Raw genomic sequence first — 17,606 nt, 5'->3', positions numbered from 1 at the left:
AAGGCCGAGTATAAGAACGGTCTTTCCATCCATGACCTTCACCCTTCAACCCAGCTTTGAGACTAGCGAAGAAAGGCCGTTAGAGCTAGCGGGATCACCGGAGCCGTCCCCGCAGACAAAGGGCGGCGACAAATGCCATGCAAGAGCGTATGTTGATCATGGTGCAGGTCGCGGTTTTGCGTGGCCAGTCACGCTGAACGACAGCACCGTGAAATCGCGACCTTTACCGGACCTGGTCTGGAGGAAATGGTCATGGCAAGTTTTCACGTGATTGCAGGCGCCAGCGAGACGCTGGAGCACACCAGAATTCGAAAGATAGGCGTTTCCGACCTTTTCGACGCGCTCAAGCGTGGCGTCGATGATTTCATGGTCAAACCGTCGCACATCGTTTTCCTCTGCCTGATTTATCCGCTTGTCGGCGTCGTGCTCGCTGTCTGGACGTCGGGCAACAACGCGTTGCCGCTGTTGTTTCCGCTAGTATCTGGTTTTGCGCTGATCGGTCCATTCGCGGCGCTCGGCCTATATGAAATCAGCCGGCGGAGAGAGGCCGGGCTCGACGCCTCATGGAGCCACGCTTTCGAGGTCAGGAACTCTCCAGCGCTGCCGGCCATCGCGGCGGTCGGGATCATGCTGCTTGCGATCTTCATCGCCTGGCTGTTGACCGCGCAGATATTTTATCAGCAGGTGTTCGGTTCGGCTCCGCCGGAATCACTGTCCAGCTTCATCAGTGAAATATTCGCCACCGGACGCGGCTGGACGCTGATTATCGTTGGCCACGCGATCGGCTTCGTCTTCGCCGCGGTCGTGTTGTGCACCACGGTCGTCGCGTTCCCGTTGTTGCTCGACCGCGACGTCGGCGCCTACGAAGCTATCCATACCTCGGTGCGGGTGGTCCTGGCGAACCCGATCGTGATGGCTGTCTGGGGCCTGATCGTCGCCGTCGCCCTGATCATAGGCTCGCTGCCGGTGTTCGCCGGGCTGGCGGTGGTGCTGCCGATCCTCGGTCACGCCACCTGGCACGTCTATCGGAAAGTCGTGGAATCGCCGGCCTCCACCAGACCGGCGGACTGAAAGAAAGAATTCTGCCCTGCCGCACCAGCGAGAGGCCGCTGCGGCAGGTTGGCAAGAGCGTTTAGTAAGCCGGGTAGCTAAAGCGGGCTTGCTGTGCGTCGCTGGTCAGGTTGCGGAAATCCTTGCCGCTGACATGCACGAGCGTCCTGTGGTCGCCACCCTCGAAATATATATCGCCGGCATTGCCGAGGCTTTCATCGACAATCACCGGCACATCGTAGGCCGCGCCGATCGGCGGGATGGCGCCGGTGTCGCAATCCTCGAAGAGCGAAACCACCTCGTCCTCGGAGGCGAGCCCGATACGCTGGTGCATGACGTCCTGCAATGTGCCGAGCTCGATCCTGTGCGTACTGGGCACCACGGCCAGCGCATAGCCACCGTCGTGGTGAACCACCACCGATTTGGCCATTATGCTGCCGGGCACATGCGCCGCTAAGGCGGACTGCCTGCTTGTCGACGTGCGGTGGTGCTCGACGGTATCGTAGGAAATTCCTTTCTCGTCGATAAAGTCCTTCAATCTGTTTGCGATCGTCATCTTGAGCCTCCCTTCCTGGAGTTCGCGACGGAGAAACGACGAAAATCGTTCTCCTTCTGTCGTTTTCCGGTGGTGACAAAAATGGGCCAGCAGTCGACCGTTTCAAGGCAAGGCGGAGCGGGCCGTGAACAGCCCCTCCGGTCCTCGACGGGAAATGCTGCCCGACCCGGATTGCGCGTCAGGGCTCGGTCCCAAAAAACAGCGTCCGGGTGATAAGCGTGTACTCCGATTCGAAGACCATCATTGCCACGAACACCAGCACCAGGATCGGCGGCAATATGATCGCATAGGTCAGCGCCAGCCGCTCCCAAGCCATGTGCATGAAGACCGCGACGATCAGCCCGGCCTTGAGCATCATGAAGATCAGGATCAGCGACCATCTGAGATAGCCCTGGAGGCCGACATAATCGACCAGATAGGAGCAGGCGCTGAGGATGAACAGCCATACCCAGACCACCAGATAGAGCTTGATCGGGTGCTCCTGATGAACCTCCGCAGGGGCGATGCCTGCTGCTGCCGCATCATGCGCTTGGGTTCCGTGCAGCGTATGTTGCCCCAGACCGTTTGCGGTTGCTTCAGCCATATCTGCCTCTCACCAAAGCCATGTCTGCCTCTCACCAAAGATAGAAGAATGCGAAAATGAACACCCAGACCAGGTCGACGAAATGCCAGTAGAGCCCCATGATCTCGACGTGCTCGTAGCTGCCCCTGCGACTGGTGAAGAACCCGGGCCGCCCGGTTTCGTAATCTCCGCGCCAGACCTTTCGCGCCACGATGATCAGGAAGATCACCCCGAACGTCACATGGGTGCCGTGAAAGCCGGTGATCATGAAGAAGGATGACCCGAACTGCGCCGCACCCCACGGATTGCCCCAGGGCCGTACCCCCTCGGAGATCAGCTTGGTCCATTCGAAGGCCTGCATGCCGACGAAGGTCGCGCCGAGTGCTGCGGTCAGAAGCATCAGGATCGCCGTCTTGCGGCGGTCGTGGCGGTAGCCGAAATTCACCGCCATGGCCATCGTTCCGCTGCTCGAGATCAGCACGAAGGTCATGATCGCGATAAGGATCAGTGGAATATTCGAGCCGCCGATATGAAGGGCAAAGACCTCGCTCGGATTGGGCCACGGCACTCGGGTGGACATGCGCGCGGTCATGTAGGAGAGCAGGAAGCAGCCGAAGACGAAGGTGTCACTGAGCAGGAAGATCCACATCATGGCCTTGCCCCAGGACACGTTCTTGAACGCGCGCTGATCCGAGGACCAATCGGCGGCGACGCCTTGCAAACCAGCTGGCCGCGCCTGTGCTTGGCCGGTATGCGTCACTGTCGTGTCTGCCATCCGTCCGGCCCTCCTAGGTCAGCAGCTGTCGGCAAATCTCGATAAAAGTCGCGGCCCAGCCGGCCAGAAGTGCAAAAATGGCGAGCCAGACGAAAAGCAGGAAATGCCAGTACATGGCGCACAGTTCGACACTGAGGCGAAGCCGCTCCGGCCGTGCTCCGTTCCAGGCGCCGGCAGTTGTTCTGCCCAGGCCCACCAGCCCGCCCAGTATGTGCAGCCCATGCATCCCGGTTATCAGGTAGAAAAAACTGTTGGCCGGATTGGCGGTTAGCAAGTAGCCGTCGGCGGTCAGTTCCCGCCAAGCCACAAGCTGTCCAACCAGGAAGGCAAGCGCGGTGAGCCCAGCCGTGACGAGGCCGAGTCTGACCGCGTCGATCTCGCCCCGGCGCGCAGCGACCGAGGCGCATTGAAGCGCGATGCTGCTCAGGACCAGCACGCCGGTGTTGAACCAGAGCACGCGCGGCAGCGGCAGCGCCTGCCAGTCCGACAGCGCCATGCGCATGAAGTAGGCGCTGGTGAAAAGCGCAAACAGGCAGCCGACGACGGCAAGGAAGACGCCGAGGCCGATCTTGGCGGTCGGCAGCGCTGATCCTTCCGGGCCGATAATATCCCCGATCACACCTTGCTCGAGCCATGGCTTGGCCATCAGCCGCTGATGGGAAAGCCACCATCCGGCAAAGCCGACGATGACGAGGAGGAAGACCAGAATGACGCTCATGCCGGCTCCCTGGAGGATCCGAAGGAGCCCGGCACGTTTTGCGGGATAAAATCCTCCTTGGCGCCCGGAACGCTGTAGTCATAGGCCCAGCGATAGACGATCGGCAGTTCCTTGCCGAAATTGCCATGGGGGGGCGGTGTTTCCGACGTCTGCCATTCGAGCGTCGTGGCGCGCCACGGATTGCCGCCGGCCTCGCGGCCGTGGCGGATGCTCCAGATCAGATTGAACAGGAACACGATTTGGGCAAAGCCGACGAGGAACGCCATGATGCTGATGAACGCGTTCAGATCGTGGGCCGACTCGGTCATCACCGCCGTGTTGGTCAGTTCGTGGTAGCGGCGCGGCACGCCCATCAGGCCGATGTAGTGCATGGGAAAGAAAATCAGATAGGCACCGAGGAAGGTGACCCAGAAATGGAACTGGCCCATGGCCTCGTTCAGCATCCGGCCAGTGACCTTCGGGTACCAGTGATAGATCGCCCCGAAGATCACCAGGATCGGGGCGACGCCCATGACCATATGGAAATGGGCAACGACGAACATCGTGTCCGACAGCGGAACGTCGACGACGACGTTGCCGAGAAACAGTCCGGTCAGCCCGCCATTGACGAAGGTGACGATGAAGGCCAGCGCAAAAAGCATCGGCACGGTGAGGTGGATGTCGCCGCGCCACAGTGTCAGCACCCAATTGTAGACCTTGATCGCGGTCGGGACGGCAATGATCAGTGTCGTGGTGGCGAAGAAGAAGCCGAAATAGGGATGCATGCCGCTGACATACATGTGGTGCGCCCAGACCACGAAGCTCAGCGCGCCGATGCCGACGATGGCCCAGACCATCATCCGGTAGCCGAAGATGTTCTTGCGCGCATGGGTGCTGATCAGGTCGGACACGATGCCGAAGGCCGGCAGCGCCACGATGTAGACCTCGGGGTGGCCGAAGAACCAGAACAGATGCTGGAACAGGATCGGGCTGCCGCCGCCGTGCTGCAGTTGTTCGCCCATCTCGACGATGGCCGGCATGAAGAAGCTGGTGCCGAGCGCACGGTCGAACAGCATCATCACGCAGGCGACAAACAGCGCCGGGAAGGCGAGCAGCGCCATGACTGTCGCGGTGAAGATACCCCAGACGGTCAGCGGCAGGCGCATCAGCGTCATGCCGCGCGTGCGGGCCTGCAGCACCGTCACGACGTAGTTCAAGCCGCCCATGGTGAAGCCGATGATGAACAGGATCAGCGAGACGAGCATCAGGATGATGCCCCAGTCCTGGCCGCCTGGTGTGCCGGTCATGATCGCCTGCGGCGGGTAGAGCGTCCAGCCGGCGCCGGTCGGTCCGCCGGGCGCAAAGAAGCTCGAGACCAAAACCAGCACGGCGAGCAGGTAGATCCAGTAGCTCAGCATGTTGACATAGGGAAAGACCATGTCGCGCGCGCCGACCATCAGCGGGATCAGGTAGTTGCCGAAGCCGCCCAGGAAGAGCGCCGTGAGCAGGTAGATCACCATGATCATGCCGTGCATGGTGATGAACTGATAGTAGGCTTCCGGGGTGATGAAGTCGAACGTGCCGGGGAAGCCGAGCTGCAGCCGCATCATCCAAGACAGCACCAGCGCCACCATGCCGATTGCCGTCGCCGTCGCCGAATACTGGATGGCGATGACCTTGGCGTCCTGCGAAAAGACGTATTTCGTCCACCAACTGTGCGGATGATAGAGTTCCATCTCCGCGACTTCGGCTGGCGGTACCGCATCTGCAGGTGTGACATCGACCATATAGGAACACCTCCGTGTCCTTTTCGGCCAGGTTCGACAGTTTCGAGCCCTGCCGCAATTTCAATCCAAATCGCCGTCTTTGCCGGCGTCTAATCTGCCGAGCCCACCTGCTGGGGGGCCGACAATTGCGCAAAAGTCTGCTGTTCGCCGAGCCACGCCAGATAGTCTTCCGGCGTGTCGACCATGACCACGCCATTCATCAACGGGTGCCCCTGGCCACAAAGTTCGGCACACAGGACCTGGAAAGTTCCGGTCTTGGTCGGGGTGAACCAGAAATAGGTGACCGAGCCGGGGATCATGTCCATCTTGGCGCGGAATTCCGGCACGTAGAAATCGTGCAGCACGTCGATCGAGCGGAGCAGCATCTTGACCGGCTTGCCGACCGGCAGATGCAGATCGGCGGCTTCGACGACGACATCGTCCTGGCCGTTGGCGTCACTGGCGTTCACGCCGAGGGGATTTTCAGGGCTGACGTTGCGGGTGTCGGACGTGCCGAGCTTGCCGTCCTTGCCGGGCAAGCGAAAACTCCATTGCCATTGCTGGCCGACGACTTCGACCACTGTTGCGTCGCTTGGGACGCTGACGAACTGGTTCCAGACGAACAGGCCGGGAACCAGCATGGCGGTGACGCCGATTGCGGTGACGATCGTCAGCCACCATTCGAGCCGCTTGTTCTCGGGTTCGTATGCCGCCTGATTGCCTTCCCGATGACGGAAGCGGAAGACGCAATAAGCCATGAATAGGACGACGGCGGCGAAGACGACGCCGGTGATCCAGAAGGTGATGATGATGGTGTTGTCGATATAGTCCCAGTTAGAGGCAATCGGCGTCCACCACCATGGGCTCAGGAAGTGGAACAACACTGAGCCCACAACTACCAAAACGAGTACAAGCGCTATGGCCATATCCCGTTCCTCCCGGCATTCCAAGGGCGCGAAGCCGTCCCAGGAAATGCCAAATGCATCATAGCTCGATTTCCGGTCGAAATTCTAGTGCGGTCTTCCCGTCAGCCGAAAACGCAATGGCGATGATGTGGAAGAACCCAAGAAGAAGACGGCTGCGGCGAAGAAAAAACCTGCTGGCCCACCGAACAACACGGCGTTCTGCCGGATCGTGAAAGGCCGCCCCCTCGCGTGGGCTGAGGCTGGTTCGGGATGGTGCCGACGGGATCAGGCGATTGGTTTTTGAGCAGACCGGCTCCTGCTGTCCTGACGGTTCGGGCTGCTGTCGGGGCGAGGCAAGGCCGATTTCGACCTAACCGGGTTCAGCGAGGCGGTCGGCCGGAATCGCCGCAGCTGCAACGCCGAGTTGCCGCGATCGGATCAGCAACGCTCGCCTTGACCGCTGCGCTTTAAGAGATCCAGCGGGTTATTCCGGCGCAAACGTCTCGAACGCAGCCGCGCAGCCAGCGGTGCGCCTGATCGGCATCCAGCCGCGGGTGCCACAAAAGTGAGACCGAGATTTCCGGCAGGGGAACCGGCAGAGGGAAACAGAACATTCCATCGCGCAGGTTTCCCGTATAGCGTTCGGGAACGCTGGCGATCAGGTCTGAGGCACGCGCCAGAGCCAGAGCTTCCGAAAAGCCGCCGACGACCGTCACGACCTCCCGTTTCAACCCTAACGGCGCAAGGGCATCGTCGATCGGTCCCCTGTCGAGCCCGCGACGGGAGATGAGGATGTGCCGTCCGGCTGCGTAGCGGGCAGGGGTCATCATCACCTCGCACAATGGATGTCCCATTCGCACGACGCCAACGAAACGATCACGGAACAGCGCTTGCGCGCGAATCTCCGGTCCCGTGGCCTTTCCGACAACGCCGGTCTCCAGGTCTACGCTGCCGTCGCGCAGAGGCGTGCTGTCCTTGTCCGGCTTCAGCACAAAACGCAGCCGCACGCCCGGTGCCTGTTCGCCGACGCGCGCAATGAGATCCGGCCCGAAATTCTCGACAAAGCCGTCCTGGTTTCTGAGCGTGAAGGTCCGCACAAGCCGTTTCAGGTCGAGCATCTCAACAGGGCGCAAAACGGCTTCGGCGTCCTGCACAAGCCAACCGACGCGCTCGCGGAGCTCGAGGGCCCGAGGCGTCGGAACGAGGCCGCGTCCGGCCCTGACCAGCAGCGGATCGCCCGTCGTCTCTCGTAATCGCGCCAGCGCCCGGCTCATCGCCGACGGGCTCAGCCGCAGCCTTCTGGCGGCGCGCGCCACGCTGCCTTCCGTCAACAACACGTCAAGCGTGACAAGCAGATTGAGGTCGGGATGCGACATATGATGATCTTAGCATGGCCGGCACGATCTGACATGGCGTCAAACGCAATGATTACGTGCAAATGATGCGCCTTCCGCCATCTCAAGCAAAGGACTACCTGTCTGCCAGCTCCGTTTCGGGAGTCGCGCCAGAAAACGGAGTTCATGTTGAAGCCAATCGATGCAGGACGGGCAGTCGCCGAAAATCCAGAACGGGCACCTGCGGTTCGGTGGGCGCTCGCCGGCCTTTCGCTATCGATGTTGCTGTCCTCGCTCGGCATCAGCATCGCCAATGTCGCCTTGCCGACGTTGACGCAGGCGTTCGACGCCTCGTTCCAGGAGGTCCAGTGGATCGTGCTGGCTTACCTCCTCGCCATCACCACCCTGATCGTCAGCGTCGGGCGACTAGGTGACATCACCGGTCGCCGGCGGCTGTTGCTGGCCGGGCTGTTCCTGTTTACGGTGGCCTCGGTCCTGTGTGGCGTCGCGCCGACGCTCTGGCTGCTGATTGCAGCCCGGGCGGCCCAGGGCTTGGCGGCGGCCATCATGATGACCCTGACCATGGCTTTTGTCGGTGAGACGGTGCCGAAGGCAAGGACCGGCAGCGCGATGGGGCTGCTCGGAACGATGTCGGCGATCGGCACCGCTCTCGGTCCCTCGCTCGGCGGTCTGCTGATTGCCGGAGCCGGTTGGCGGGCGATCTTCCTCGTCAACGTGCCACTGGGCTTGCTGGCATTTTGTCTCGCCTACCGCTATCTGCCGGCTGATCGCCGGGAGCCGAAGACAGATCGGGCCGGCTTCGACGTTGTCGGCACGCTGCTGCTTGCCCTGACGCTTGGCGCCTATGCGCTCGCGATGACGATCGGGCGTGGCAGTTTTGGTCAGCTCAACCTGGCTCTATTCGTGGCTGCAGTCTTCGCGGCCGGTTTGTTTGTGCTTGTCGAGGCGAGAGTGGCGTCGCCTTTGATCCGATTGGCCGCTTTCGGCAATACGACGTTGAGCGCGAGCCTCGCCACGAGCGCGCTCGTGGCGACGGTGATGATGGCGACACTGGTGGTCGGACCGTTCTATCTGTCTCGTGCGCTCGGGCTCGACGCCGCTGTTGTTGGCATCGTCATGTCGGTCGGTCCGCTTGTCGCCGCGCTGACAGGTGTGCCGGCTGGTCGCATAGCCGACTGTTTTGGCGCTGGGCGCATGACCGTCATTGGGCTTATCGCGATAGCCGCCGGTTGCTTCATTCTATCCGTGATGCCGGCAATATCGGGCATCCCTGGCTACATCGCCCCGATCGCCGTCATCACATCTGGCTATGCGCTGTTTCAAACGGCAAACAACACCGCTGTCATGTCGGATATCCGCCCGGACCAGCGGGGCGTCATTTCCGGCTTGCTCAATTTGTCGCGCAATCTCGGGCTCATCACCGGCGCATCCGTCATGGGCGCCGTGTTCGCATTCGCGTCAGAGGCTATCGACATCGCAACGGCGCGGCCCGACGCCGTCGCCACCGGTATGCGGATCACGTTTGCGGTCGCGGCAATACTGATTGTCGTCGCGCTCGCCGTCGCGGTCGGAGGTCGCGCTGTCGCGGCACGCCCGTCGCTGCCTGGCGTGTCATGACACGAGACAGGGCGCTTTTGGGGCCGATGCTTGTCCAAACAGGGCGTCAGATCAGCAGCAGGCCCTTCATGCTGGCATGACCCTTCTTGCCGATGATGATGTGATCGTGGACGGCGATGCCGAGCGGTTTGGCCGTCTCGATGACCAGCTTGGTCATCTCGATGTCGGCGCGCGACGGCGTCGGGTCGCCTGACGGATGGTTGTGCGCCAGAATGATCGCGGTGGCGGAGAGTTCGAGCGCGCGCTTGACCACTTCGCGCGGATAGACCGGCGTGTGGTCGACGGTGCCGACCTGCTGCACCTCGTCGGCGATCAGCGCGTTCTTCTTGTCGAGAAACAGAATGCGGAACTGCTCGCGCTCCTCGAAAGCCATGACCGACCGGCAGTATCCGAGAACCTGCGTCCAGGACGACAGGACCTCGCGGCCTTTTATCTCGCTGCGTGCCGCGCGTTGGGCGGCCGCGGCAACGATCTTCAGATCGAGTGCCACTGCCGGACCGATACCGCTGACCTCCTCAAGCCGCGCGACCGGCGCGCCAAGCACCTCGGCCAGCGTGCCGAAGCGTGCCAGCAATGCCTTGGCGACGGGCTTGGTGTCGGCGCGGGGGATCAGGCGAAACAGCAAGAGCTCCAGCAATTCGTAGTCGGGGAGGGCGTCGGAACCGGCCGCAAACCGTTGGCGCAAGCGGTCGCGATGGCCGAGATAGTGCGGCTTTTCGGGCGACTTATCGACCGAATTGGCTTTCGCGAGCGGTTTTATCGGTGTTTCGGGAAAGAAGATCCGTTCGTCATCGTCGCTGGTCTTTCCCATAGGCCGCCCGCATTTTCTTGACCGGAAAGATCCGGCCCTCGCGCAAACACTATGCTGGCAGGCCGGGGCGGTCGAGGTTTTTTGGCGACAGCGTGAAAATCTCGCATCCGGTCTCGGTGACGCCGATCGTGTGCTCGTACTGCGCCGACAGCGAGCGGTCGCGTGTCACCGCCGTCCAGCCATCCGACAGCACTTTTACGTGCGGCCGCCCGAGATTGATCATCGGTTCGACGGTGAAGATCATGCCCGGCCGCATCTCGACGCCCTCGCTGGCGCTGCCATAGTGCAGGATGTTCGGCGCATCGTGAAAGAGCTGGCCGACGCCGTGGCCGCAGAAATCGCGCACCACCGAGCAGCGCTCGGCTTCGGCATAGGTCTGGATGGCGGCGCCGATGGCGCCGGTGCGGGCGCCGGGCCTGATCGCGGCGATGCCGCGCATCAGGCATTCATGCGTGACCTCGAGCAGGCGCTCGGCGGCGCGCTTGATCGTGCCCACCGGATACATGCGCGAGGAATCGCCATGCCAGCCATCGAGGATGTAAGTGACATCGATGTTGACGATGTCGCCGTCCTTCAACGGCTTGCTGTCGGGGATGCCATGGCAGACGACGTGGTTGATCGAGGTGCAGGACGACTTGGTGTAGCCGCGATAGTTGAGCGTCGCCGGCAATGCGCCGTGATCCATGCCAAACTCGAAGACGAAGCGGTCGATGGTTTCGGTGGTGACGCCCGGCGCGACGATCGACACCAGTTCGTCGAGGCAGCGCGCGGTGAGATCGCAGGCCTTGCGCATGCCGGCAAAGCCTTCTTCGCCATAGAGGCGGATCTGGCCGGTGTTTCTGAGCGGTGCCGTGGCGGCTTCGAGATAGGTGACCATTGTGTCCGTCTTGCCGGGTGAAAGGGCCTCTGTTGAGCCCGCGAGAAAAGTCCCTCAGATTTGGCACCGGACGGCGCCAGGTTCAAGGACGAACTGCCGGCGATTGGGCTCAAGCCGGCGATATTCACGCTTTGCGGCTTCATCTTGTGCGTGTCCGGCCCCATGCCGGGCCGTTCGTCCGCACTGACGACATATTTCTGAACAAGATGTGGGCCTGAGCGGAAAGCCGGTCAAAGCAACTTTTTGCGACGAGCGGCGTTGCCGCGGGACCGCGTTCTGGCGAGACAGGAATGGACAGATTGCAATTCGAGGTGCCGGTGCGCATCACGACCGCGGCTGGCCTGCCAGTCGAGGAAATATACAGCGTCGAACAGGCGCTGGATTTCCTGCAAGGCTGGCCGGTTCGCCGCCAGGGCCCAGTCTATCAGGCTGCGTTCAACGCCTGCTTCGGCGCCACCGTCGACCTGATCGAGACCGAGGAGGCTTGCCGGGCGTTCATGGCATTCTGCCGGGTGAGCCGCCTGCTGACCAGGGATATGATGGTTCCGCGCAAGCGCGGAGGCGAGGCGAGGGGGCTGAGGGCTTGACGCCGAGCGGGCAAGTCCCAGCAAATTGCTTGATGCATAGCTTGCCCTCGGTGGCAACGCCTGTCGGTGATGCTGTGCCAACCAGCCACGAATCGGCTATGCCTGCGGCATGCAGGAAACGTCTCTTTACATGCCGGTGAAGCGGTTTCTTGAGAGTCTGGACTTCACTGTCAAAGGCGAGGTTGGCGGCTGCGACGTCGTTGGACTGCGTGACGGCGAGCCGCCCGTGCTCGTCATCTGCGAATTGAAGCTGCAGTTCAACCTCGAACTCATTCTTCAAGGTGTTGACCGTGCTGCGTCATGCGATGAGGTCTGGCTCGCGGCGAGGATGTCAAGTCGAGGCAAGGGCCGCGAGCACGATCGCCGGTTCCGTGCGCTGTGCCGGCGGCTCGGCTTCGGCCTTCTCGGGGTTGGCTCCGCCGGCAACGTCGAATTGCTGCTCAGTCCGGCCGCCTTGCCGCCCCGGCGAGACCCGAGGCGACGGTCGCGCCTGGTGGACGAGCATCGGCGCCGGTGCGGCGACCCTGTAGTCGGCGGCGGCTCGCGTACGCCGGTCATGACCGCTTACCGGCAGGACGCGCTGGCCTGCGCCGCTGCCATGGTCGACGGCCCAAAACGCCCGCGCGATCTGAAAACCATTTCGCCACGCGCCGCCAATATCCTGCTTCACAATGTCTATGGCTGGTTCGCCAGGGCCGAGCGCGGCGTCTATGCGCTTACCGACGTTGGCCGCGCTGCGCTACAGCGCTGGCCTCAATCGGTTTCATGACGAGGCAGCACGAGTCGTTTGAGCGACTTGCAGCGGCAGGCAGGCAACGACGCCCTCGTCAAGCAACGGAAGAGGGGGAGCGGCTCGCGGCTGCCGGCCGCGCAACCGTGAGCAGAGTGGTCAGCCCCAGCGGCAATGACGGCTGGATGACGGGCTTCTCGCGCTCAGGTTTCTTTAGAATGTAGGGCGCCTTGGCTGTCCTCAACTGCTGCAATTGCCGCCGGGCTTTGGCGCGCAGGGCGGTTTCCGCGGGCGCGGGCGATTCATTCTCTAGGACCAGCGTGAAAGCCTGGGCCGCCTCATCCGTTCGCTGCAGGGCGAGATGGCTGCGGCCCAGGGCATAACGCGCCAGGATGAGGCCTGGATTGAGGTCCGTGGCTCGCCCAAACGACTCGATGGCTGCGGAGTGGTCGTTTAGCGACTGCTGCGCAATGCCCAGACAAAGCCAGGCGTTTACAGCTTGCGGCGACATCGCTGCAAGCGCGCCGAAGCATTCCGCAGCCTGACGGTGATCGCCCTTCGCACCCAGAACGTGACCGAGTCCGTACAGAGCCTGATCATGGTTCGGCTCGGTGTTCAGGATCTGGCGATAGACGTTCTCAGCCTGGATGATCCAACCCTTCTTGTGGAGGCCGGCCGCCTCCTGCAACGCGCCGACCAAGGATCGCCTGTCCAGCCGGTCGCCAAGATTCCGGCCGGTTTTGGTTCGCACAAGAGTGCAGTTGATGACGGTGTCGTGGGTGCCGAAGGAATATTTGTAAGGTTCGTTGCCGCGCAGGAAATCGTATGTCCGGAAACCGTTCTCGATCGCGCGGCGGATGCAATAACCGTGCAGGACCAGTCCCGACGGCAGCATGTCGGCCGTCTCGTCGCGGCCGACCATGTGGAACAGCATGCTCTTCTTGACCGGATCGAGGAAGATCGCGAAAGCGCTCAAGGGCCGGTCGCCGTGCCAAAGCACAGGCAGGAACAGCGTGCCCCGTTCGAAAGCTTGCCTGAACAGCAGTCGGTTGCTCTTGACCAGCCCGGAAACCAGATTCCCCTTCCGCGGCGTCCACTTGATGCGCCAGAACTCGAGCAGGATGTCGATATCGCGCTCGATGGTAGAGGCGTCGGCATGCGTTATGCGAAACTCGTCAGAGTTCTCCAGCTTCCGGAGAAATCTCCGCATCTTCTGGCGGGTGTTGGCGCTGAGATTGTGCAGAAGATAATCTTCCCATGAGGACGGGAGGTCGATCGCCGGGCATATGCAGTTGTCAACATTGTCAACCTGGTTGACGCGCCGCATCCGACGCATCGTCAGCCGATTGTCGGAAAGCTGCTCCATCAGCCAGCCTGTCCTGCGCTCCGACATCCGCAGGTTTTCCAGATGCAGGCTGGCCCAATGCATCGTCTTCAGATGCTTCGCGAAAACCGCGATTGCCCGGTAGGCGTATTCCGGCGCGCAGAGGATGCCGGTATAATCGGCTGCAAGGTTTCCCCCCATATACACTTCATGGTAGATTTCGCCGGTTTTTTTCCTCATGCTGGTGCGCAGCCGGAGTGGCAGAAGCGCGACATAGGGAGTGCCCGGCGGCCCCTTGCGCGCCGCCAAAATGAACCATTCACCGTCGAAGCGTCGAAGATAGTGGGAAAGAAAGTCCCACGAGACGAAGAAATGCGCGTCGGGATCCCTGGCGTAGAGGTCGTCCCAGTTGTTGCGAAGCCCGTTCAGTTCTTCCGGGCGTGTCAAGACGTCGATCTGCATATTACCCCCCGCCTCTACGATCAGCGCTCATTAAATGCCCTGGCCATGCTGTCCTTGATCGGCTTGGACAGGTAGCTGAAAAAGGTCCGCTCCGCCGTCTGGATGAGAATTTCGGCGGGCATGCCTGGCGTCGGAACAAATCCAGGCACGCGAGCCAGTTCACTGACTGGCAGGTTGACGCGCGCCAGATAAACCTCCTTTTCGGTCGGGCCGGAGGCGTCGGGGAGCGAGTCGGCCGAGACGTAGTAGACTTCACCGTTCAGAACCGGCGTCGTGCGCGCGTTGAGCGCGACCAGCCGTACCGTCGCCTTTTGTCCGACCTTCACATTGTCGATCTCGGTGCGAGGCACCTGCGCTTCTATGATAAGCGGCACATTCGCCGGCAAGATCTCCATGATGCTCTTGCCGCTCTCGATCACTCCGCCGGAGGTGTGGTAGAATAACCGCACGACAGTGCCCGAAACCGGCGCATTGATCGTCGCTCGGCGCAGCACGTTTTGCGCCTCGCGGGACTGTTCGCGGATGCTGTCCAGTTCGGTTTCAACGCCCTCGAGTTCGTCGAGCGCCGCCTGGCGGTAGGCGTTTTCTGTCTGCCGCATCTCCTGTTCGTGCTTGATGACCTGGGCGCCGGTCTCGGATATCTCGGCTGAGAGCCGCCCCATCTGCCCTTCGGCATCTGCTATGGCGCGCTGAATCGCCTTGATCTCGGTCGCGCGGATCAATCCTTGGTCGAGCAGGGTCTTCTTGCCGGTATACTCCTCGCGTAGTAGACCGAGCTGTATCGTGACCGCTTTCAGCAACTGCTCATAACCGCCCGCCCGGAACTTCAGGGCGCCGATGTTCTGGTCGAGCAATCGGATCTCGCTGCTCATTTTGGTGCGCGAGCCCTCGAAGTTGAGACGCTGGCTATGCACGATCGAAGCAATTTCCGGGTCGTCGCGATTTTCGGTTATTGTGGCCGGGAACTGTATAGTCTCCGCCCCGTGCACCTCGGCGGTCAAGCGCGCCACGATCGCTTCAAGGCGCGCCTGGCGGAAGAACAACTGCCGTTCCTTTGCCCGCGCGGCCGTTTCGTCGAGCAGCACCAAAGGCTGATTGGTTACGACATGGTCGCCTTCGCTAACCAGAAGCTGCTTGATGATACCCCCTTCGAGGTGCTGGATGATCTTGTTCTGCCCAGTGGCCACGAAGCTTCCTTGCGCGACGATCGCGGCTGCGAGCGGTGCCGTGAATGCCCAGGTGCCAAATCCGCCGAAGGTGACGGCCATCAGCAGCAATCCAGCGGTCGTCTGCTTCCAAATGGAACGCGGAACGGCGCCATACCATTGAACGTCTTCGATCTTGGCTATTTCCTTCACGGCCGCTCTCTCTCATTTGACCTGAATATTGGCAAAATGGCCGCCATCGAGGCTCATGCCGCGCGCCGCCAAAGCCTGGAGCACGTCCTGACGCATCCCGAAAAGAGCCACGGTGCCGTTGACGAGCACCAGGATCTTATCCACGGTCTGCAGCAAAGCAGGCCGCTGCGTGATCGTCACCATCGTGATCTTTTGCTCTTTGGCTTGCTGTAGAGCGCGCGACAAAGCCAACTCGCCAGCGGTGTCGAGGTTCGAATTCGGCTCGTCGAGGACCACCAATTTCGGGCTGCCGAAAAAGGCGCGCGCCAGAGCGATACGCTGCTTCTGCCCGCCAGAAAGCGGCGCGCCATCGGCGGCGACAAAGGTCTCGTAGCCATGCGGGAGCGAGGCGATCAGTTCGTGAACGTCGGCCAGCTTGGCGGCTTCGTAAATTGCGCCATCGTCGACGTCTTCGCGCATTCTGGCGATGTTCGCCTTGATCGACCCCGGGAAAAGCTGCACGTCCTGGGGAAGGTAGCCGATGCTTTCACCAAATTGCCGCTGATCCCAGTTCCGCAGGTCCATCAGGTCGAGCCGCACGCTTCCCGAAGTTGGAAGGATCGAGCCGACGAGCATTTTGCCCAGGGTCGTTTTTCCGGCGCCCGAATTGCCGATGATCGCCAGCGAGTCTCCGGCCTCCAGGCCAAAGCCGATGCCATTGAGCACGACACGTTTGGTTCCTTGCGGCACGAACAGCAGCCGCTCGACATCGAGGCGCCCTTCCGGACGCGGCAGCTTCAGGCGTTCGAAGTTCAGCGGGGATTCCTTCAGCAGCGCACTGATGCGGCCAAAGGCCGCGCGTGACTGCACAACCTGGTTCCACCCTTCAATCGCACCCTCGATCGGGCCAAGTGCGCGACCGGCAACGATCGACGCGGCGATGACCATGCCGCCCGTGACCGAGCCTTCGATGGCCAGATAGGCGCCCCAGCCGAGCATTATGACCTGGGTCAGCAGCCGGACGCCCTTGGAAAGGGAAGCAAAGGCTATGTTTCGGTCCTGGGCTATGACCTGCCATTTGAGCGAGTTGCCGGTATCCTTGCCCCAGATCCACACGGCTTCGGGGATCATCGCCAGCGCGTTGATGATCTGCGAGTTGCGCGACATCGAATCGACGTGGAGGTTGGCTTTGGTTTGGCTTGTGTTGGCCTCGCCGAACGGCTTGGCGGTTGCGCGCTGGTTGGCGAGCGTGATGGCCAGCAGCAGCAGCGCCGTCGCCACGACAATGAAGCCGAGGTCGGGGTGGATCAGGAATATCGCCAGCATGAACAACGGGGCCATCGGCGCATCGAGAAGAGACAGCAACGTGCCGGACACCAGAAACGTACGCAGCTGCTGAAGATCCCCCAGCGTCTGATATTCGCGCCCGTTGCTGTGCAGTGAAGCCCTGGCGGCTGCGCTGAGGATTGGTCCGCCCAGTTGGGCGGCGACCTCGACCGCTGTGCGCATGAGGATGAAGCGCCGGATGGCGTCAAAAACCGACTGCAGGATGACTGCGCCGACGATCACGATCGTCAGCATCACCAGGGTGTCGACCGAGCGGCTCGTCAGCACGCGATCCGAAATCTGGAAGAGGTAGACAGGTATCGCAAGCACCAGCACGTTGGTCGCGATCGTGAAGATCATCACCGCAATGAGGTTCTTCTTGACCGCGCGAAGGCCGGCTGTGAGGCTTGCCGAGAGATCGACTGGGCCGAGACGCTTGTGGAATGCGCCGCCGCCGCCACCGCCGCCCCCCTTGCCGGTTCCGGTCGGGCCGCCGCCGCCAGGCACTTCCCGGGCAAGCAAGGGACCGCGGTCGCCCTCGATTGTCACGCCGGGCAGAACCGGCTTGTTCTTCATCTCCTGCGTGGGCGGCTCCACTCGCGCGCTCGGCTGGTGCTGCTTGCCGGGCGCGTCCTTCGGCGCGTTCGGCGTCTTGCGTTCCAATATTTCCGGCTCGGGCTTGCGCGCCGGTTCATCCTTTGGTGGTAAGGCGCGCTGGGCCGGCTCGGAGATCCGAGGGCCCGGTGGCCGGATCTCCTGCGTGGCCGGCTCTACTCGCGCGCTCGGCTGGTCCTGCTTGCCGGGCGCGTCCTTCGGCGCGTTCGGCGTCTTGCGTTCCAATATTTCCGGCTCGGGCTTGCGCGCCGGTT

General features: G+C 62.0%; 16 protein-coding genes. 4 read left to right on the top strand and 12 right to left on the bottom strand.

What is annotated here, in order from left to right:
* Nucleotides 1–252: 252 nt before the first annotated feature.
* Complete coding sequence (locus AC0L2Z_RS17685; RefSeq protein ID WP_077381723.1) at nucleotides 253–1,071, top strand: DUF2189 domain-containing protein; 819 nt, start codon at nucleotides 253–255, stop codon at nucleotides 1,069–1,071.
* Nucleotides 1,072–1,132: 61 nt separating this feature from the next.
* Here AC0L2Z_RS17685 and AC0L2Z_RS17680 read toward each other — a convergent pair whose 3' ends face one another.
* The 7 genes from AC0L2Z_RS17680 to AC0L2Z_RS17650 all read right to left on the bottom strand — a co-directional run bounded on the left by AC0L2Z_RS17680 (nucleotide 1,133) and on the right by AC0L2Z_RS17650 (nucleotide 7,687).
* Entirely contained in the window at nucleotides 1,133–1,606 is a 474-nt protein-coding gene (locus AC0L2Z_RS17680) for an aminoacyl-tRNA deacylase (RefSeq protein WP_023802548.1), read from the bottom strand.
* A 178-nt stretch (nucleotides 1,607–1,784) separates the two neighbouring features.
* Entirely contained in the window at nucleotides 1,785–2,189 is a 405-nt protein-coding gene (locus AC0L2Z_RS17675; protein WP_287058173.1) for a cytochrome C oxidase subunit IV family protein, read from the bottom strand.
* A 31-nt stretch (nucleotides 2,190–2,220) separates the two neighbouring features.
* On the bottom strand, nucleotides 2,221–2,943 hold the full coding sequence (locus AC0L2Z_RS17670) for a heme-copper oxidase subunit III family protein (protein WP_128169954.1): 723 nt from the start codon (nucleotides 2,941–2,943) through the stop codon (nucleotides 2,221–2,223).
* Between the two features lie 13 nt (nucleotides 2,944–2,956).
* Nucleotides 2,957–3,661 carry a cytochrome c oxidase subunit 3 gene (locus AC0L2Z_RS17665; protein ID WP_128169953.1) on the bottom strand — a complete coding sequence of 235 codons (705 nt, stop codon included), beginning with the start codon at nucleotides 3,659–3,661 and terminating at the stop codon, nucleotides 2,957–2,959.
* Nucleotides 3,658–5,427: a cytochrome c oxidase subunit I gene (gene ctaD / locus AC0L2Z_RS17660; protein WP_128169952.1), complete on the bottom strand. Its 1,770-nt coding sequence runs from the start codon at nucleotides 5,425–5,427 to the stop codon at nucleotides 3,658–3,660. The genes AC0L2Z_RS17665 and ctaD overlap by 4 nt, the downstream gene beginning before the upstream one ends.
* Before the next feature lie 89 nt (nucleotides 5,428–5,516).
* Nucleotides 5,517–6,332, bottom strand: a complete 816-nt coding sequence (coxB, locus tag AC0L2Z_RS17655) for a cytochrome c oxidase subunit II (protein WP_128169951.1) — start codon at nucleotides 6,330–6,332, stop codon at nucleotides 5,517–5,519.
* Between the two features lie 446 nt (nucleotides 6,333–6,778).
* Entirely contained in the window at nucleotides 6,779–7,687 is a 909-nt protein-coding gene (locus AC0L2Z_RS17650) for a LysR family transcriptional regulator (protein ID WP_287229341.1), read from the bottom strand.
* A gap of 147 nt (nucleotides 7,688–7,834) precedes the next feature.
* Here AC0L2Z_RS17650 and AC0L2Z_RS17645 point away from each other — a divergent pair, with 147 nt between their 5' ends.
* Nucleotides 7,835–9,283, top strand: coding sequence for an MFS transporter (locus AC0L2Z_RS17645; protein ID WP_473628940.1), 1,449 nt, complete (start codon nucleotides 7,835–7,837; stop codon nucleotides 9,281–9,283).
* Nucleotides 9,284–9,329: 46 nt separating this feature from the next.
* On the opposite strand, the gene radC is transcribed toward AC0L2Z_RS17645, so the two are convergent.
* Both radC and map read right to left on the bottom strand, forming a co-directional pair.
* A complete protein-coding gene (radC, locus tag AC0L2Z_RS17640; RefSeq protein ID WP_023802539.1) occupies nucleotides 9,330–10,094 on the bottom strand; it encodes a RadC family protein in 765 nt (254 codons plus the stop codon).
* A 49-nt stretch (nucleotides 10,095–10,143) separates the two neighbouring features.
* On the bottom strand, nucleotides 10,144–10,971 hold the full coding sequence (map, locus tag AC0L2Z_RS17635) for a type I methionyl aminopeptidase (protein ID WP_027156242.1): 828 nt from the start codon (nucleotides 10,969–10,971) through the stop codon (nucleotides 10,144–10,146).
* A 290-nt stretch (nucleotides 10,972–11,261) separates the two neighbouring features.
* On the opposite strand from map, the gene AC0L2Z_RS17630 reads away from it, so the two are divergent.
* A complete protein-coding gene (locus tag AC0L2Z_RS17630; RefSeq protein WP_128169947.1) occupies nucleotides 11,262–11,558 on the top strand; it encodes a DUF982 domain-containing protein in 297 nt (98 codons plus the stop codon).
* A 109-nt stretch (nucleotides 11,559–11,667) separates the two neighbouring features.
* Nucleotides 11,668–12,327: a DUF2161 domain-containing phosphodiesterase gene (locus tag AC0L2Z_RS17625; RefSeq protein WP_473628888.1), complete on the top strand. Its 660-nt coding sequence runs from the start codon at nucleotides 11,668–11,670 to the stop codon at nucleotides 12,325–12,327.
* Nucleotides 12,328–12,385: 58 nt separating this feature from the next.
* On the opposite strand, the gene AC0L2Z_RS17620 is transcribed toward AC0L2Z_RS17625, so the two are convergent.
* The 3 genes from AC0L2Z_RS17620 to AC0L2Z_RS17610 are packed head-to-tail and all read right to left on the bottom strand — an operon-like array spanning nucleotide 12,386 to nucleotide 17,580.
* On the bottom strand, nucleotides 12,386–14,074 hold the full coding sequence (locus tag AC0L2Z_RS17620; RefSeq protein ID WP_473628887.1) for a GNAT family N-acetyltransferase: 1,689 nt from the start codon (nucleotides 14,072–14,074) through the stop codon (nucleotides 12,386–12,388).
* A 20-nt stretch (nucleotides 14,075–14,094) separates the two neighbouring features.
* A complete protein-coding gene (locus tag AC0L2Z_RS17615; protein WP_473628886.1) occupies nucleotides 14,095–15,432 on the bottom strand; it encodes an HlyD family type I secretion periplasmic adaptor subunit in 1,338 nt (445 codons plus the stop codon).
* Nucleotides 15,433–15,444: 12 nt separating this feature from the next.
* A complete protein-coding gene (locus AC0L2Z_RS17610; protein ID WP_473628939.1) occupies nucleotides 15,445–17,580 on the bottom strand; it encodes a type I secretion system permease/ATPase in 2,136 nt (711 codons plus the stop codon).
* Nucleotides 17,581–17,606 lie beyond the last annotated feature (26 nt).

This window comes from Mesorhizobium sp. WSM4850 (genome assembly GCF_055811735.1).
This window is presented reverse-complemented; position numbering and strand designations above follow the sequence as displayed.

What these genes read in the sequence shown, in the direction of transcription:
- AC0L2Z_RS17685 (WP_077381723.1), top strand. Translation starts at nt 253, where the DNA reads ATGGCAAGTTTTCACGTGATTGCAGGCGCCAGCGAGACGCTGGAGCAC.
- AC0L2Z_RS17680 (WP_023802548.1), bottom strand. Translation starts at nt 1,606, where the DNA reads ATGACGATCGCAAACAGATTGAAGGACTTTATCGACGAGAAAGGAATT.
- AC0L2Z_RS17675 (WP_287058173.1), bottom strand. Translation starts at nt 2,189, where the DNA reads ATGGCTGAAGCAACCGCAAACGGTCTGGGGCAACATACGCTGCACGGA.
- AC0L2Z_RS17670 (WP_128169954.1), bottom strand. Translation starts at nt 2,943, where the DNA reads ATGGCAGACACGACAGTGACGCATACCGGCCAAGCACAGGCGCGGCCA.
- AC0L2Z_RS17665 (WP_128169953.1), bottom strand. Translation starts at nt 3,661, where the DNA reads ATGAGCGTCATTCTGGTCTTCCTCCTCGTCATCGTCGGCTTTGCCGGA.
- ctaD (WP_128169952.1), bottom strand. Translation starts at nt 5,427, where the DNA reads ATGGTCGATGTCACACCTGCAGATGCGGTACCGCCAGCCGAAGTCGCG.
- coxB (WP_128169951.1), bottom strand. Translation starts at nt 6,332, where the DNA reads ATGGCCATAGCGCTTGTACTCGTTTTGGTAGTTGTGGGCTCAGTGTTG.
- AC0L2Z_RS17650 (WP_287229341.1), bottom strand. Translation starts at nt 7,687, where the DNA reads ATGTCGCATCCCGACCTCAATCTGCTTGTCACGCTTGACGTGTTGTTG.
- radC (WP_023802539.1), bottom strand. Translation starts at nt 10,094, where the DNA reads ATGGGAAAGACCAGCGACGATGACGAACGGATCTTCTTTCCCGAAACA.
- map (WP_027156242.1), bottom strand. Translation starts at nt 10,971, where the DNA reads ATGGTCACCTATCTCGAAGCCGCCACGGCACCGCTCAGAAACACCGGC.
- AC0L2Z_RS17630 (WP_128169947.1), top strand. Translation starts at nt 11,262, where the DNA reads ATGGACAGATTGCAATTCGAGGTGCCGGTGCGCATCACGACCGCGGCT.
- AC0L2Z_RS17625 (WP_473628888.1), top strand. Translation starts at nt 11,668, where the DNA reads ATGCAGGAAACGTCTCTTTACATGCCGGTGAAGCGGTTTCTTGAGAGT.
- AC0L2Z_RS17620 (WP_473628887.1), bottom strand. Translation starts at nt 14,074, where the DNA reads ATGCAGATCGACGTCTTGACACGCCCGGAAGAACTGAACGGGCTTCGC.